This is a genomic window from Bradyrhizobium sp. AUGA SZCCT0169 (genome assembly GCF_018130085.1).
GTDB lineage: Bacteria > Pseudomonadota > Alphaproteobacteria > Rhizobiales > Xanthobacteraceae > Bradyrhizobium.
Genome location: NZ_JAFCMC010000001.1, coordinates 160,592 through 175,811 on the forward strand (window position 1 = coordinate 160,592; position 15,220 = coordinate 175,811).

Genomic DNA, 15,220 nt, shown 5'->3' on the forward strand with positions numbered 1-15,220 from the left:
CCAACTTCGTCATTGCGAGGAGCGAAGCGACGACTTGTCCGCCGTAGCTCAACGAGCGAAGGCGGAAGCAATCCATCCATCGTCTCGCACGTCGCGAGATGGATTGCTTCGCTTCGTCTGAACCGCGCCCACAACAGAAAACCCCGGCCGCGCTGGGCGACCGGGGTTTCTGAACCGAATGAGTGCTTCGATCAGTAGCAGACGTTGACGGTGCGGAGGACTACGCCGTACGGGGTGAACACCCGGCGGGTCACGTAGCAGCCGTCATAACCGCCACCGATGAAGCCGATGCGGAAGCCGTGGCCGTGGCCCCAGTGACCGTGGTGGTGATGGCCGTGGTGATGGTGGTGGTGATGCCACGCCGAAGCGGTGGTGGGAGCCAGCGCCATAACGCCGAGGGAAGTGGCGGCGGCGAGAGCGAGAGCAACTTTACGCATGGTCTTTCTCCTTCAATGATGCGCGTCGACATCTTGTCCTGGCGCGGGTTGATCGTTTCAGTTTCAGTCTGGGTTTCAGTTTCAGTCTGACCCATCGCCGATCAGTCGTACGCGCCAAAAAGCGGGTTCGAGAAAACGGCGTCTCGATCGGGCAGAATTTTCTGAATGCTTGTTCAGGGAAAGTGAGGATCGCGAATGGAATCGTAGATCGTAGGGTGGGCGAAGCGTGCCCACCATCCTCACGGCATTCGTACGAGAGAATGGTGGGCACGGCGCAACGCGCCTTTGCCCACCCTACGACTTCGGCTTACATCGCCATCACGCCGCGGCAGGCGTCACGTCGTCGATCAGCGCCGACAATTCCTTCGCATCCGACACGCTGCGTACGATCATCGGCTCGTTGCGGCCGCGGATCTCGACTTCATGTTGCGGCAGCGCGTCGGCGGATAGGCCTGCGGCGGCGCGAACCTCGTCCGAGATCACCACCTCGCAGGAAAGGCTCTTGGTCATGTCCTGCAGGCGTGCGGCGACATTGACGGGATCGCCGAGCGCGGTGAACACCATATGGTCGCGGTAGCCGATGTCGCCGACGATCACCTCGCCGCCATTGATGCCGATACCGAAGCGGATCGGTTCGCGCAGATCATGTTCCAGGAACTTGTTCACCTCGTCGACATTGGCGGCGATCATGGCGGCGGCCCGCAGCGCTTGCCGGCAGGCCTCCTGTCGGCTCACAGCAAGCCCGAACAGCGCCAGCATGCCGTCGCCGACGAACTGGTTCGGCCGGCCGCCGCTTTCGATCACCGCCTGCGATACCGCGCCGAGGAACCGATTGACGATGAAGACGGTGTCGAAGGGCAGGCGTTTTTCCGCAAGCTTGGTCGAGCCGCGCATGTCCACGAACATGCTGACGAGATAACGCTCCTGGCCGATCCGCGTCGGACTGGACGACGGTGCGTCGGCCGACATGGTGTGCGGCAGGAAGAGCTGGAAAAAGGAGAGGTCGCTCGCCGGCCGCAACTGACAGGCGAGGCGGATCGACGGATCCGACGTGCCGACGCGGCCGAGCACGAAGGCTTCGCGCTGCGAGGGCGCGGGCAGGTCGTGGTGGTCGCCGATGATGCGGATACGGCAGGTGGAGCAGCGCGCACGGCCGCCGCACACGCTGGCATGGGGCACGTTGTGGCGCAGGCTGGCCTCGAGCACGCTGAGGCCCTTCGGCACCCGGATCGTTCGGCCGTTGCCATAGGACAGGTTGATCATGCCGCCGCGGCGCTCATGAATGGCGCGGGCGCCCTTTGCCAGCAGTGTAAATCCGAGCAGGCCCCAGTAGCCGAGCAGAAGATAATCCGTGATCTGGTTCAGCACGGCCTTTTCGGCCGATGTCCCCGTCTGGGATGGTTTGAGATTCTCGGCCCGCCATTCGGCGCTGTCGCTGTCGACGACGATGCGTCCGCCCTGATATAGGCCGAGCATGGCAAGCGTCGGAATCAGCACCGCGGCGGCCAGCAGATAGGGCGCGGCGGTCTTGTAGAGCGCCTTCATGCGCAGCCACAAATACAGACCGATGCAGCCGTGCGTCCACGAGATCACCAGGACGGCGAACAGCATCCACATCTTGAGCGGCGGCCATGAGATCCAGTACGCAAAGAACACTTGCGGGTAGAGTATCTCGTGCCCGTACAGCGAATAGCCGAGCCGCACGCCGATCACGTGCGTGATGATCATCGCGGGAATGCTGAGGCCCAGCACCAGTTGCAGCGGCTCGATCGCCTTCCAGCGGAATTGCCGGCGCTCGTACAGCGCCCAGATGCCGAGCCCGGTGTGAATGAGGCAGGCCGCATAGAACACCAGCGTGACCGGCAGCGAATGCCAGAACAGCGTGTGCCAATAGACTCCGCTAGCCAGGGCCTCCATCGAGATATTGCCGAGCGCATGGTTGACGAAATGGCTGATCAGATAGGCGAACAGCACCACGCCGGTGGCCAGGCGGACCTGTCGCAGGCTGACGCCGCGCAGGGTGGCTGTGATTTGCTTAGGGGACAGGGAGGCCATGCGGTCCATAGGATGAGTAATAGCGATGATAGTGCTTAACTTCTTCTACCGATACCTTCCGGCGTCGTCCCGGCGAAGGCCGGGACCCATACTCCGCGGCCCATCGATGGGCGCCGAGGCCGGAGTCGTTTTCCTTACCACAATCGGTGGCTATGGGCCCCGGCCCCCGTGCGCAATTGCGCACTAGGCCGGGGCGACCCAAGTCTTTTCCGCCGCGAAACGTTGACACCCCCGCGGGAGTCGAAGAAAAAGCGCCGTGACGAACGCCCCCGACAATAGCAACAAACCGGATAGCGCCGGCCGGCCGTGGCTTGCCGTGGTGGCGTTGATCGCCGCGATGACGGCGATGCGGCTGATCTATGCCGGTGTCATCGAGCTGCGCACCGACGAGGCCTATTACTGGACCTGGTCGAAGGAGAGCGCGCTGGCTTTTCTCGACCATCCACCCGGGATTGCCTGGCTGATCCGATTCGGCACTGCGATTTTCGGCGACACCAATCTCGGTGTGCGGTTCGGCGGCATCGTGGCGATGCTGATCACGCAGCTGCTGCTTGCCGATATCGTCCGTCGTGTCACCGGTGATTTTCGCGCCATCGTGTTCGCCTTGCTGATGCCGGAGGCCGCGCTTTATTATGGGCTGCTGATGGCGAAGGTGGCGCCGGATACGGCGATGATCCCGCTCGCGGTCGCGATGCTGTGGTCGCTGGTCCGGCTCCATGAAAGCGGCAATGCGCGCTGGTGGCTCGCAGCGGGACTGTTCGCCGGCCTGGCGATGCTGTCGAAATTCACCGTGATCATGCTGCTGCCCTCCGTGCTGGCGTTTGCGCTGGTGCCGGACTGGCGACGGCGCTGGCTGCTCAGTCCCTATCCGTGGGCAGCGGCGCTGATTGCATTGATCGTGTTCGCGCCGGTGCTGATCTGGAACTATCAGCACGACTGGGCCTCGTTCCGGTTCCAGTTCGTGCGCGCGGTCGCGACCCATCAATTGTCGCTGCGCACCATCGGCGATTATGTCGGCCTGCAGTTCGGCCTCGTCGGCTTCGTGCTGTTGCCGGTGGTGCTGTCTGGCGTGGCGCTGACGGCGTGGCGCGGCTATCGCCATCGCGAGCCGGTTGCGATCCTGCTCTCGACCGCTGTCATCGTGCCGTTCGGCTACTTCTTCTGGAAGTCGCTGACATTGCGCGTCGGCGATACCTGGCCGATGTTCCTGTGGCCGGCCGGATTTGCCGCCACCGCCATCAACCTCGCAATGCTGCCGCGCGAGGGCTGGCCGGAATCGATGATCGCATCCACCAACAAATGGGCGAGGGTGGCGGTGATTTCCGGCATCGCCTTCGTCGTCGGCGTGTTCTTCTATTATGTCGCGGTTCCCTGGAGCCTGATCGGCCGCGCCGATCCGGTCGGCAGCGAGGCCGGCTATGAGCAGGTGGTGGCGCGTGCCCAGGATCAGCTGCAGAAGACCGGCGCGACCTGGATCGCGACCACGGACTATCGCACCTACGCAATGCTGCGCTGGTATTTCAACGGCCGCGTGCCGGTCATTCAGATCAACGAGCGCGGCAGGTTTCAGGGCTTTCGCGATCCCGGCATGAACCTCATCCGGGATCGCGCCGGCCTCTACGTCGCGCGCGAGCCGGATAACCGCCTGCCGATCTGGGATGTCACGTCAGCCAGGCGGCAGCCGCTCGAACGCGTCGAGCGCAGCTGGCGCGGCGTGGTGATGGATACCTATGCGCTGGAGAAGCTGACCGGCTGGACGCCGGAACTCTCGCCGCCGCCGGACACGCCGCTGTTCCGCTGGCGCGTGCTGGCCGGGAATGCGCAGCCGGGAATGTCACTCCTCGCCGTCGCGCTTGCGCAAAAGGTCCTTGGCGAGATCGCCGAGCGCGGGCCGCGGCAGCGCGGTGAAGGGTAGCGGCCGCGTCACGTCAATGGCGGCGAGGCCGAGCCGGGCGGTCAGCAGCCCGTTGAGCACGCCTTCGCCGAGCCGCTGCGAGAGCTTTGCCGCGATGCCATGGCCGAGCATCTGCTGCACCAGGCTGTCGCCAATCGCCATGCCGCCGGTAACGGCGAGGTGGCCGATGACGTGGCGCAGCAGGCTGAGCATGCCAAGCGTTCCCGGCCGGCCGCCGTAGAGCCGCGCCAGTTGCCGGATCAGCCGCATCGCGGCGACGAACACGAACAGCACGTCGATCAGTGCGCGCGGGCTGACCGCCGTGACGACCGAGACACGTTGCGCCGCGGTCGAGACCAGCCGCCGCGCCTCCTCGTCGAGCGGCGCCATCAATTCGCGCTCCGCCAGCTTGATCATGTCGGCGCCGTCGATGATGTCGTCGGCGTGACCCACCAGCGTGGCGCGGGCACGCGCCAGTTGCGGGTTCTGATGCGCGAGCTTCAGGAGGTCGTTGACGATGGCCCGGCTGGCGGCGCGATCGTCGCTGAGCAACACTTCGGCGGCGCGCTGGTGCAGCTTCTCGATGGCGGCAAGCCGCGCCAGCCCGAACGCTTCGCGCGCGATCACAACCGTCAGCGCCAGCGCCGCGGCGACGGCAAACGCCAGTGCGACGTAACCCATGGTCTGGCTGCGCGCGAACAGATCCTCGATCAAATTGACAACGCCGAGCCCGAGGCCGAGCAGCACCAGCCCTCCGGTGGCGGTCCAGAACAGCGTGCCCCAGCGGAGGCCGCGCCGGGCCGGAACCAGCGGCCTGTCGATCGGCACCGGCAACTGCGCAGGGTCGGGCTCCGGCGTGATATGCACGGTGCCGCGCGCGGGACGGCTGGCATCATCCGGATCCATTACGATCACGCCGGGATCATCGAGCTTGAACGTCGCCGGCCGCCGATGGGGCGTCTTCTCGCTCATTGCAGTTTGTCTCCGATCAGGAACTGGAGGGCGCGGTCAAGGCGGATGTGAGGCAGCGCAGGCTCTTCGCCGCCTTCGCGCTGCAGCAGCGGCGGCCGGAAGCGCAGGAAGCGATAATCGGCCGTTTCGGAAGGCGTGCTGGAGAGGCCGCGGAACGTGCCCTTGAACAGTTCCTCGGGATCGCTGGGCAAATCACCCGGAAAGGTCGCGACTTCCGTCTCGCCGTCGAACGTATCGCCATTGGCGACTTCGCCTGATGCCGGCGTGCCGAGCAGCGAGGGCAGTTTCTCCCGGCCGCGCGCGACCATCGCCTCACGGGTGGCGCGGACGGCGGCCAATGCGACGACGTCGATGGCGGCGCCGGCATATTCGGCGCGGTCGGCCGCCTTGGCGACGGCACGGCGCAAGATGGCCTCCAGCCGATCATGGCTGGAATGATGCAGATGATCGGCCTTGGTGGCGGCAAACAGAATGCGGTCGATCCGCGGCCGGAACAGATTGCTCAGGATCGTGCTGCGGCCGATCCGGAAACAATCGAGGATGCCGGCGAGCGCGGCTTCGAGATCGTGCAGCGCCTCCGGTCCGGCATTGAACGCCGCGAGCGCATCGACCAGCACGATCTGGCGATCGAGCCGCGCGAAATGATCGCGGAAGAACGGCCGCACTACGACGTCCTTGTAGGCCTCGTAACGCCGTCGCATCATCGCCCACAGCGAACCGTCAGGCGCGGTGCCGTCGGGTGCGACGTCGAGCGGCGCAAAGGTCAGCGCCGGCGAGCCTGCAAGATTGCCCGGCATCAGGAAGCGTCCTGGCGGCAGCAGGCTCATCGCAAAGCGCTCGTCGCGGCAGGCGCGTAAGTAATCGGTGAACAGCTTTGCGGCCATGCGCGCCGCCGGCTCGTCCTCGCGGGCCTCGGCGGTCAACGTCGCCAGATGTTCATGCCACGGCGCCGCGAGCTTTTCGCGCGGGCCTTCGCGTGAGAGCGCGAGGCTCTCGGCCGACCATTGCTCAAAACTTTTGTTGAGCAGTGGCAGGTCGAGCAGCCATTCGCCGGGGTAGTCGACGATATCAAGCGTCAGCGTGCGGTCGGCGCCGTTCTGGCGCTGATAGTCCATCACCAGGCGGAGTTCGCTGATGTCGACGGTGGAGGCGGGCCAGAGGCGCTCCTCGATCAGGGTGCGGACGTGGTTCTCGTAATCGAAGCGCGGCACCGCGTCATCGGGCTGCGGCTCGAGTCGGGCGCGGGCGATGCGCCCGGTCGCAAACGCTTCGAACACCGGAAAACGGCCACCGCGGGTGAGGCCGTGGATCAGCGCCGTGATGAACACGGTCTTGCCGGCGCGGGACAGGCCGGTGACGCCGAGCCGCACCGTCGGATGGAAGAAGCTGTCGCCGTAATCCAATAGCGCCCGCGCCGACAGCCGCGCTTCCTCGACGATATCCTGAAAACTGGGGGCCATGCGGTGCGGGAAGACTCGATGAGAGGGCGCTCACCCGCCAAAGTGGCGATTGGGGGACCAAAATCAAGCTTGAAGGGAGGTTTCGGCCGACGAACCGGGCGGCGCGTTGACCTCCCAACGGCGATGTTTTATCGCCCCGTGACAACATTCCGGACGCGGCATACCTTCGCGACCAGGAAAACAATGATGAGGGGAGAACGGCCATGCAGGTGACCGGAAAAGTCGTGGTTGTCACCGGCGGCGCCAGCGGCATCGGCCGGGCGCTGTGCGAAGCCTTCCATCGCGCGGGCGCGGCCAAGGTCGTGGTCGCCGACATCAATCCGGACGGCGCGCGAACCGTCGCCACGCCGATCAATGGCGCGGCCTTCAAATGCGATGTCGGCAAGGAGAAGGATGTCCTCCACGTCATCGAGGAGACCGAGAAGCAATTCGGCCCGATCGCGTTGTTCTGTTCCAATGCCGGCATCGGCGGCGGCTTCGATCCGTTGTCCACCAATGCAGGCGGAACTTCGGATGAGCCCTGGTCGCGAAGCTGGGCCGTTCACGTCATGGCGCATGTCTATGCCGCGCGGCACCTGATCCCGCGCATGAAGGCGCGTGGCGGCGGCTATTTCCTCAACACGATATCAGCGGCGGGACTGCTGTCGCAGGTCGGCAGCCCGGCCTATTCGACCACCAAACATGCGGCCGTGGGCTTTGCGGAAAATCTCGCGATCTCGCACAAGGCCGACGGCATCAAGGTTTCGATCTTGTGCCCGCAGGGCGTCGATACCGCGATGCTCAGGTCGATACCAAAGGGCCCGCAATCCGGCGACGGCGATCTGTCGGCGGAGCAGGTGGCGCAGGACGTGCTCGCGGGGCTGGAGCAGGAAACCTTTGCGATTCTGCCGCACCCGCAGGTGCTCGGTTACATGCGCAAGAAGACCGAGAATTATGATCGCTGGATATCAGGCATGGCGAAGATCCAGGCCAAGATGCGCGAAGCGTACGGGAAGTGACGGAGCAATTGCTCCGTCATTCCGGGGCGCGAAGCGAACCTCAGGTGCGCAATTGCGCACCGGGGAATCTCGAGATTCCGGGTTCGATGCTGCGCATCGCCCCGGAATGACGGAGAGGATCAATCCTTCTTCGTGTAGAGCAGCGGCACCGCCGAATCCACCATCACCTCGATCAGGCTGACGCCTTCATGCGCCAGCCCGCGCTTCAGCGCAGCGCCGAGCTCTGATACCTTGCTGACGCGGACCGCGTGACACCCCATGCCTTCGGCGATCTTGACGAAGTCGATGTCCGGCAGTTCGAGGCCCGGCACGTTGCGGACCTGCATCACCTGGCTGAACGAGCGCATCGCGCCGTAGCCGGAATTGTTGATCACGACCACCGTCAGCGGCAGCTTGCGCTGCGCTGCGGTCCACAGCGCCTGGATCGAGTACATCGCCGAGCCGTCGCCGATCAGGCAGACGGTGCGCACATCGGGACGTCCCAGCGATATTCCAACCGCAGCGGGCAGGCTGAAGCCGAGGCCGCCGCTCGCCATGGTGTAAAAACTGTCCTGGCCGCGCATCGGCATGAATTTCTGCATCAATGGCCGATGCGAGGGCGCTTCTTCGACCAGGGCCGCGTCTTTCGGCATGGCGTGGTACAGCGCATCCAGCAGGAATTCCGTCGGGATCGGATCGGCCGCCGTGGGCGCGGGGAGTGGCGCGCGGCCTGCCGGGATCACGCGTTTGGTCTCGGGCAACAGTTCCAGCAGCATCGCCAGCGCCGGCTTCATCGTCGCAACGATGCTGGTGCCTGACGGTGTCACCGCCGCCGCGGTCGGATCGTCGGTGATCTGGAAGATCGTCGTGTTGCCATCGAAGATCGAGGCGTGGCCTTCGACATGGAATGTAAAGACCGGCGCGCCGATCACGACCACGAGATCATGATCACGCAGCGCGTCGGAAACCTGTCCCGGCGAGGCGTGCAGGAAGCCGGCGAATTGCGGATGCCGTTCCGGAAACGAACAACGTGCCGAGAATGGGCTGGCCCACACCGCGGCCCGGGCCTTCTCCGCGACGCGCACCATCAGCTCGACGGCCTCGGCGCGATCGACGCCGGGACCGACGACGAGGGCAGGGCGCTTGCTGTCGGTGAGCGCTGATACCAGCACCTTCATCGCCACCGGATCAGGCCCGAGTTCACGGCTGACCTGGCGCGCCTCGACCGGTTGCGTGGGACGGGTCCAGTCGTCGACCGGCACCGAGACAAAGGTCGGTCCGCACGGCGGCTGCATCGCGACATAATAGGCGCGGGCGATCGCGGCCGGTACGTCCTCGGGCCGCGCCGGCTCGATGCTGTATTTCACGTAAGGCTGCGGAAATTCCGTCGCCCGTTCGGCAAACAGGAACGGCAGCAGAGGCATGATCGAGCGCGCCTGCTGGCCGGCTGAAATCACGATCGGCGTCTGGTTACGGTAGGCGTTGAAGATATTGCCGAGTGCATTGCCGACGCCGGCGGCGGAATGCAGGTTGACGAATCCGGCGTTGCGGGTCGCCTGCGCATAGCCGTCGGCCATGCCGACCACGGAGGCTTCGTGCAGCCCAAGCACGTAATCGATGTCGTCAGGCCAGTCGCTCAGGAACGGCAATTCGGTCGAGCCGGGATTGCCGAACACTTTCTTGACGCCGAACGCGCGGAGCAGGTTGAAGGTGGCGTCCTTGACGGTGGTGGATTTGGTTTCGGTCTTGGTGGGCTTGCGGGACGACATCCGTGACTCCCAGAGCTAACTGCAGACTCCGTCATTGCCTGTGACAAACGCGAAGCGTTTGCACAAGGGAGCAAAGCGACGAAGCAATCCATACTTCCTGCATGGAGGTATGGATTGCTTCGCTTACGCTCGCAATGACGTCAAATCAACTTCACCACGTGGCCGTACCCTTCATGGTCGGCTGGCCGTCCGAATTGGCGGTCCACAGTTCCGTGCCGGTGCCGGTGTCGTTGGCATTGACCGAGAACTCGCTGCCTTCGAACAGCGGCTGCACGCCGCGGTAGCCTAGTTTCTTCGGCGCCGCGCCGCCGTGCAGTTTGGCCGCGAACTCCACGATCAGGGCCGCCTGCAGCGGACCGTGGAACACCAGACCCGGATAGCCCTCGACCTTGGTGACGTAGTCGCGGTCGTAATGGATGCGGTGGCCGTTGAAGGTCAGCGCCGAGTAGCGGAACAGCAGCACGGGGTCGGCCATGTGGCTTTCGCGGTGCTTTGCGACCGGTGGCGGCGGGGGCGCCTTGGCAGGGGCGGACGGCGCCGCGCCCGACAGGTCGCGGTAGACGATGTCCTGGCGCTCGCGGATGGCAACGCCGCGCGGCGTCGTGATGGTGTGCTCGACCGCGACAAAACATAACGCGCCGGTGCTGCCGGTCTTCATGGTGACGTCGGCGATGCGCGAGGTACGATTGGCCTCATCGCCGACGCGCAAGGCGTCCAGGAATTCGAGCTCGCCGCCGGCCCACATCCGGCGCGGCAGCGGCACCGGCGGCAGGAAGCCGCCACGGGTCGGATGGCCGTCGGGGCCGAGCATCGACATCGGAAACACCGGCTGCGCCAGGCACCAATGCGTGGTCCAGGGCGCGGCGTCGCCGGTTTTGGGTTCGCCGATCTCCTGAAACAGCGTCGCGCGCAAACCCTTCACGAGTTGCGCGGTGACGATGTCCGAGGCCTCGGTGGTCTTTCCGATCCAGCCGCGCAAATGGTCGAGGTCGAGTTTTTCCGTCATGACGATTTGGCCATAGAAGCTTTGGGGAGTTCGACGTGCTCGCCGATCGCAGGGACCGCGCCGTAACGCCTGTTCTCGCCGACGAAGATCGCAGCCGGCGCGGCGTAGCTGACCTTGCCCTTCGGCGTATCGACCTCGATGCGGCGCAGGTGCGGATGGGTGGCAAGATCGGCCATGGTGTTGACCTCGGCAAACGCGATATCGGCGTTCGCGAGCCGCTTCAGCAGATCGACACGATCCATCGTGGCAAAGCTGTCGGCCACGATCTTGTCGGTCACAGTGCGATTCCTGACGCGCTCGACCATGTTGGCCAGGCGGGGATCATTGGGCAGATCGGGTTGATCCAGCACCTCGGCGCAGAGCTTCTTCCACTCGCGCTCGCTCTGGATCGAGATCAGGATGCCCTTGCCGTCTTTGGACTGGAATACGCCGTAGGGCGCAATGGACGGATGCGCCAGCGCCATCCGCTTCGGCGGGTTGCCGGCTTCCGAATTGATCAGCGGCACCGCCATCCAGTCGGCCATCACGTCGAACATCGAGATCCGGATATCGGCGCCCTTTCCGGTTCGGCCGCGGGCGATCAGCGCTTCAAGGATCGAGGCATGCGCGGTGGCGCCGGTTGCGATATCGACGACGGAAATGCCGACGCGGGACGGGCCTTCCGGCCCGCCGGTGATCGAGGCGAGGCCGCTCTCGGCCTGGATTAAGAGATCATAGGCCTTGCGGTCGGCATAGGGGCCGTCGTCGCCATAGCCTGAAATGGTGCAGCAGATCAGCGCCGGATAATCCTTGCGCAAACGCTCCAGCGAGAAGCCGAGCTTGTCCATCGAGCCGGGTTTCAGGTTCTGCAGCAGCACGTCGGCGCTGGCGATCAGCTCTTCCATCGCCGCACGGCCTTCTTTGGTCGCGAGATCGACCACCACGGAATTCTTGCCGCGGTTGAGCCAGACGAAATAGCTGCTCTGTCCCTTCGCCGCGGCGTCATAGCCGCGCGCAAAATCACCCTCGGGGCGCTCCACCTTGATGACATGGGCGCCGGCATCCGCCAGCCGTGAGCTGCAAAACGGCGCAGCGACCGCCTGTTCGACGGCGACGACGATCAATCCCTCTAACGGCAGCATGATTGTTCTCAGTAGGAGCGGGGCATGCCGAGCACGTGCTCGGACACGAACGACAAAATGAGATTGGTCGAGATCGGCGCGACCTGATAGAGCCGCGTCTCGCGGAACTTGCGCTCGACGTCGTATTCCTCGGCGAAGGCAAAGCCGCCATGGGTCTGCACGCAGGCATTGGCGGCTTCCCAGGAGGCGTCGGCTGCCAGCATCTTGGCCATGTTGGCTTCGGCGCCGCAATCGAGTCCGGCTTCATATTTGCGGGTGGCTTCCTTCACCATCAGCTCGGCCGCGCGCATCTGCGCATAGGCCTTGGCGATCGGGAACTGGACGCCCTGGTTCTGGCCGATCGGACGGCCGAACACCACGCGTTCCTTGGCATAGGCAGTGGCTTTGGCGATGAACCATTTGGCGTCGCCGATGCATTCGGATGCGATCAGGATACGCTCGGCGTTCATGCCTGACAGGATGTAGCGGAATCCCTTGCCTTCCTCGCCGATCAGATTTTCGCCAGGCACCCGCATGTCCGTGAAGAACACTTCCGTGGTGGCGTGGTTCATCATGGTGCGGATCGGGCGGATTTCCAGGCCGTTGCCTTTCGCTTCGCGCATGTCGACGATGAACACCGACAGACCATCGGTGCGCTTCTTGGCGTCTTCCTTCGGCGTGGTGCGCGCCAGGAGGATCATCAGGTCGGAATATTCGGCGCGGCTGGTCCAGATCTTCTGGCCGTTGACGATGTAGCCATTGTTGCCGTCGCGCTTGGCAAAGGTCTTCAGCGAGGAGGTATCGGTGCCGCTGGTGGGCTCGGTGACACCGAAGGCCTGCAGCCGCAATTCGCCGCTGGCGATCTTGGGCAGCCATTTTGCCTTCTGCTCGTCGCTGCCGTGCCGCAGCAGCGTGCCCATCGTGTACATCTGGGCGTGGCAGCCGCCGCCATTGCAGCCGGCGCGCTGGATCTCTTCGAGAATCGCGGCCGCCGCCGACAGCTTTAGCCCGGCGCCGTTATATTCCTCGGGGATCAGCACCGAGAGATAGCCCGCCTGCGTCAGCGCATCGACGAACTCGCTCGGATATTTCATCTCGCGGTCGAGCTTGCGCCAGTATTCGCCGGGGTATTGGGCGCAGAGTTTCGCGACCGCGTTGCGGATGTCGGCGTATTCGTCTTGCTGTTCGAGTGCGGTCATTTGGAGTGCCGTCGTTGTGATTGGGGATGGGCGTGGAGTTGTGAAACCACCGGTAAGTCCCTATGCTCGATTGTTATAGCGTATTAACCCGCATTCCAAGATTGGCAAGCATGGATTTCCGACAGCTGAGGACGTTCAGTTGCGTGGCCGAACTCGGAAGCCTCAGCAAGGCCTCCGACACGTTGCGGGTCGCGCAGCCGGCGCTCAGCCGCCAGATCAAGCTGCTCGAACACGAGCTGCGCGCCGAGCTGTTTACCCGCAACGGCCGCGGCATGGTGCTGACCGAGGCCGGCCGCCTGCTGCTGGCGCGGACCGCCGGCATCGTCCGGCAAATCGACCAAATTCGCGACGATATCCAGTCCTCCGGCGGCCCGCCGTCGGGACGGGTGGTGCTGGGTCTGGTTCCAACGGTGAGCTGCGTGATCTCCGCGCGGCTGGCGCGGCGCACCGTCGAAAGCTACCCGGGCATCTCGCTCTGCATCGTCGAGAGCTACAGCGGGCATTTGATCGAGTGGTTGCACCGCGGCCAGATGGATCTGGCCGTGATCTACGGGCCGTCGGCCGATCTGCACCTCACCGTGCAACACCTCGGCCGCGACAAGATCGTCGCCGTCGGCCCGCGCGGTTGCGGGCTGACGAAGAAGAAGCAGGTCGATATCGACTGGCTGCTGCGGCAGCGGCTGGTGTTGCCCAGTCATTCGCACGGGCTCCGGACGCTGATCGAGCATGCGGCGGCAAAGAAGAAGCTGAAGCTCGATGTCCAGGTCGAGGCGGATTCCTTTCGCGTCCTCACCAGCCTGGTCGAGGAGGGGCTCGGATATGCGCTGCTGCCGCCGTCCTCGCTGCGCGCGGAAGTCGCCGACGGCCGGCTGGAAGTCGCCACGATTTCAAAACCGGCGCCGATGCGCGAACTCACCATCGCGTCCCCCATCGAGCATCCCGGTTCGACCGCCATCACGCTCGTCACTGATCTGCTCCGCAAGGAGGTCGACGCCTGCCGCAAGGAAGGCCTCTGGGATATCCAGGTCGGCTGAGGCGATTACGTAACCGCAAACCCCAGATTTTCCCGGAACCGGTTCTTCAGGAACACGCCGTCGCGCGGCGGCAGCGCGCGATCGACATGGCCGGTAGCGATACGAATGCGTGCCAGCCGCGGCCCGGCGTCGATGCGCTGCAGCGTGGGACGGTAGTCATTGATACCCGCGATGTCGGTGATTTCGATGACCGAGCGAAAGCCGGCGCCGGTCGCGATCACGTCGAGCTGCGCGCCGAGACCGGAATGGCTGACCTGCATGCCGGTCTCGCCGAAATGGCCGTTGTCGAGAATGACGATGGTCAGATTGCCCGGCGTCTTGGTGGCGATCGTCAGCAGGCTGCCGATGCCCATCAACTGTTCGCCGTCGCCGGTGATGACGGCGACCGGCCGATTCGGTTGCGCGAGCGCAAGGCCAAGGCCAACCATGCCGGCTCCGCCCATCGCGCCCCACAAATAGAAATTACCGGGATGCTCACCGGCATCGAACACGTCGTAGGATGCCGAGCCAAGCCCGGTCACGACAAGCAGGTCCTTGCGATCGGCGAGCAGCGCCTTGACGGCCTCGCGGCGACCAAGCGTGAAATTCTGGACCATCACTTCGTCTCCGTCCATTTCTTGCGGCCGAGCATGCGCTGCGAGATCAGCACCGCGATCTGCTGGTCGCTCTCGAAGGCCAGCGAACAGGCGGCCGAAATGATCTCTTCTGCGTCTTCAGGCCGTTCGAGCCTGAATACGGTGATACCCATGATTTCGAACGCCTGTGGCGTCGCTTTCCCCATCGGGATTTGCCACGGATTGAATTCGGCCCATTCGCCGCGCATCGTCACCAATGTCAGGAACGGCAGGCGGCAGCTCGCGGCCAGCGAAAACATGTTCACGCAATTGCCGACGCCGCTCGACTGCATCAACAGCACCGAGCGATCGCCCCCGAGCCAGGCGCCGGCGGACAGCGCGACGCCTTCCTCTTCGGTGGTCAGCACGGTGGTCTGGATCGCTGGATCGGCGTGCGACAGCTCGATCAGGCGGGAGTGGCCGGCATCCGGAACATAGGAGATTTGCGAGACGCCATGCGCTTTCAGCGTCTTGTAGATCTGCGCCGGCCAGCTTAGGCCGGACTGGGTATCGTCTTTGGCGTCATCCCTGACAGCAACATCGTTCATGGCAGCCTCGGTTCCGGGTCACGTCTCCTGCGTGACCACGGCCAAGGTTTAGCCCAGAAGACCGCAGTGCGGCCTTCTCATCTGGTTCAAGCTGCCATGCCGCGATGTTATAGGGGGCGCCGGTAAAGCCTTTGGCGTTGATAGCTTCGGCGCGA

General features: G+C 64.5%; 13 protein-coding genes. 3 read left to right on the plus strand and 10 right to left on the minus strand.

Features of this window, described 5'->3' with window-relative positions; all coding sequences use genetic code 11:
- Positions 1-191: 191 nt before the first annotated feature.
- Together JQ609_RS00750 and JQ609_RS00755 are read right to left on the minus strand one after the other, a co-directional pair.
- Positions 192-437: a hypothetical protein gene (locus JQ609_RS00750; RefSeq protein ID WP_212271669.1), complete on the minus strand. Its 246-nt coding sequence runs from the start codon at positions 435-437 to the stop codon at positions 192-194.
- A gap of 318 nt (positions 438-755) precedes the next feature.
- Positions 756-2,492, minus strand: coding sequence for an adenylate/guanylate cyclase domain-containing protein (locus tag JQ609_RS00755; RefSeq protein ID WP_212271670.1), 1,737 nt, complete (start codon positions 2,490-2,492; stop codon positions 756-758).
- Between the two features lie 337 nt (positions 2,493-2,829).
- Between JQ609_RS00755 and JQ609_RS00760 the strand changes: the two genes are divergently transcribed.
- A complete protein-coding gene (locus JQ609_RS00760; protein ID WP_212271821.1) occupies positions 2,830-4,407 on the plus strand; it encodes a glycosyltransferase family 39 protein in 1,578 nt (525 codons plus the stop codon).
- On the opposite strand, the gene JQ609_RS00765 is transcribed toward JQ609_RS00760, so the two are convergent.
- Together JQ609_RS00765 and JQ609_RS00770 are read right to left on the minus strand one after the other, a co-directional pair.
- Complete coding sequence (locus JQ609_RS00765; protein WP_212271671.1) at positions 4,327-5,358, minus strand: YcjF family protein; 1,032 nt, start codon at positions 5,356-5,358, stop codon at positions 4,327-4,329. The two genes, JQ609_RS00760 and JQ609_RS00765, sit on opposite strands and share 81 nt — an antisense overlap.
- The gene (locus tag JQ609_RS00770; RefSeq protein ID WP_212271672.1) at positions 5,355-6,818 is read right to left on the minus strand and encodes a YcjX family protein; all 1,464 of its coding nucleotides are present in this window, start codon (positions 6,816-6,818) and stop codon (positions 5,355-5,357) included. Before JQ609_RS00770 ends, JQ609_RS00765 begins: the two co-directional genes overlap by 4 nt.
- Before the next feature lie 203 nt (positions 6,819-7,021).
- Here JQ609_RS00770 and JQ609_RS00775 point away from each other — a divergent pair, with 203 nt between their 5' ends.
- Positions 7,022-7,816 carry an SDR family oxidoreductase gene (locus JQ609_RS00775; protein ID WP_192736602.1) on the plus strand — a complete coding sequence of 265 codons (795 nt, stop codon included), beginning with the start codon at positions 7,022-7,024 and terminating at the stop codon, positions 7,814-7,816.
- A 119-nt stretch (positions 7,817-7,935) separates the two neighbouring features.
- Here the strand turns inward: JQ609_RS00775 and mdlC are convergent, their stop codons facing one another.
- The 4 genes from mdlC to JQ609_RS00795 form a co-directional block, all read right to left on the minus strand.
- Positions 7,936-9,564: a benzoylformate decarboxylase gene (gene mdlC, locus JQ609_RS00780; RefSeq protein ID WP_212271673.1), complete on the minus strand. Its 1,629-nt coding sequence runs from the start codon at positions 9,562-9,564 to the stop codon at positions 7,936-7,938.
- Between the two features lie 151 nt (positions 9,565-9,715).
- A complete protein-coding gene (locus JQ609_RS00785) occupies positions 9,716-10,570 on the minus strand; it encodes a MaoC family dehydratase N-terminal domain-containing protein (protein ID WP_212271674.1) in 855 nt (284 codons plus the stop codon).
- A complete protein-coding gene (locus tag JQ609_RS00790) occupies positions 10,567-11,691 on the minus strand; it encodes a CaiB/BaiF CoA-transferase family protein (protein ID WP_212271675.1) in 1,125 nt (374 codons plus the stop codon). Before JQ609_RS00790 ends, JQ609_RS00785 begins: the two co-directional genes overlap by 4 nt.
- A gap of 8 nt (positions 11,692-11,699) precedes the next feature.
- The gene (locus tag JQ609_RS00795) at positions 11,700-12,869 is read right to left on the minus strand and encodes an acyl-CoA dehydrogenase family protein (protein ID WP_212271676.1); all 1,170 of its coding nucleotides are present in this window, start codon (positions 12,867-12,869) and stop codon (positions 11,700-11,702) included.
- 110 nt (positions 12,870-12,979) lie between these two features.
- Here JQ609_RS00795 and JQ609_RS00800 point away from each other — a divergent pair, with 110 nt between their 5' ends.
- Positions 12,980-13,903, plus strand: a complete 924-nt coding sequence (locus tag JQ609_RS00800) for a LysR substrate-binding domain-containing protein (RefSeq protein ID WP_192736597.1) — start codon at positions 12,980-12,982, stop codon at positions 13,901-13,903.
- Positions 13,904-13,908: 5 nt separating this feature from the next.
- Here the strand turns inward: JQ609_RS00800 and JQ609_RS00805 are convergent, their stop codons facing one another.
- Entirely contained in the window at positions 13,909-14,499 is a 591-nt protein-coding gene (locus tag JQ609_RS00805; RefSeq protein WP_249127509.1) for a thiamine pyrophosphate-dependent enzyme, read from the minus strand.
- Positions 14,499-15,065, minus strand: coding sequence for a thiamine pyrophosphate-binding protein (locus tag JQ609_RS00810; RefSeq protein WP_212271678.1), 567 nt, complete (start codon positions 15,063-15,065; stop codon positions 14,499-14,501). The genes JQ609_RS00805 and JQ609_RS00810 overlap by 1 nt, the downstream gene beginning before the upstream one ends.
- Between the last annotated feature and the right edge of the window lie 155 nt (positions 15,066-15,220).

Excerpts from the sequence above, each read along its gene's own strand:
- mdlC (WP_212271673.1), bottom strand. The coding sequence starts at position 9,564 with ATGTCGTCCCGCAAGCCCACCAAGACCGAAACCAAATCCACCACCGTC.
- JQ609_RS00775 (WP_192736602.1), top strand. The coding sequence starts at position 7,022 with ATGCAGGTGACCGGAAAAGTCGTGGTTGTCACCGGCGGCGCCAGCGGC.
- JQ609_RS00790 (WP_212271675.1), bottom strand. The coding sequence starts at position 11,691 with ATGCTGCCGTTAGAGGGATTGATCGTCGTCGCCGTCGAACAGGCGGTC.
- JQ609_RS00795 (WP_212271676.1), bottom strand. The coding sequence starts at position 12,869 with ATGACCGCACTCGAACAGCAAGACGAATACGCCGACATCCGCAACGCG.
- JQ609_RS00770 (WP_212271672.1), bottom strand. The coding sequence starts at position 6,818 with ATGGCCCCCAGTTTTCAGGATATCGTCGAGGAAGCGCGGCTGTCGGCG.
- JQ609_RS00785 (WP_212271674.1), bottom strand. The coding sequence starts at position 10,570 with ATGACGGAAAAACTCGACCTCGACCATTTGCGCGGCTGGATCGGAAAG.
- JQ609_RS00750 (WP_212271669.1), bottom strand. The coding sequence starts at position 437 with ATGCGTAAAGTTGCTCTCGCTCTCGCCGCCGCCACTTCCCTCGGCGTT.
- JQ609_RS00810 (WP_212271678.1), bottom strand. The coding sequence starts at position 15,065 with ATGAACGATGTTGCTGTCAGGGATGACGCCAAAGACGATACCCAGTCC.
- JQ609_RS00755 (WP_212271670.1), bottom strand. The coding sequence starts at position 2,492 with ATGGCCTCCCTGTCCCCTAAGCAAATCACAGCCACCCTGCGCGGCGTC.
- JQ609_RS00800 (WP_192736597.1), top strand. The coding sequence starts at position 12,980 with ATGGATTTCCGACAGCTGAGGACGTTCAGTTGCGTGGCCGAACTCGGA.
- JQ609_RS00760 (WP_212271821.1), top strand. The coding sequence starts at position 2,830 with ATGACGGCGATGCGGCTGATCTATGCCGGTGTCATCGAGCTGCGCACC.
- JQ609_RS00805 (WP_249127509.1), bottom strand. The coding sequence starts at position 14,499 with ATGGTCCAGAATTTCACGCTTGGTCGCCGCGAGGCCGTCAAGGCGCTG.
- JQ609_RS00765 (WP_212271671.1), bottom strand. The coding sequence starts at position 5,358 with ATGAGCGAGAAGACGCCCCATCGGCGGCCGGCGACGTTCAAGCTCGAT.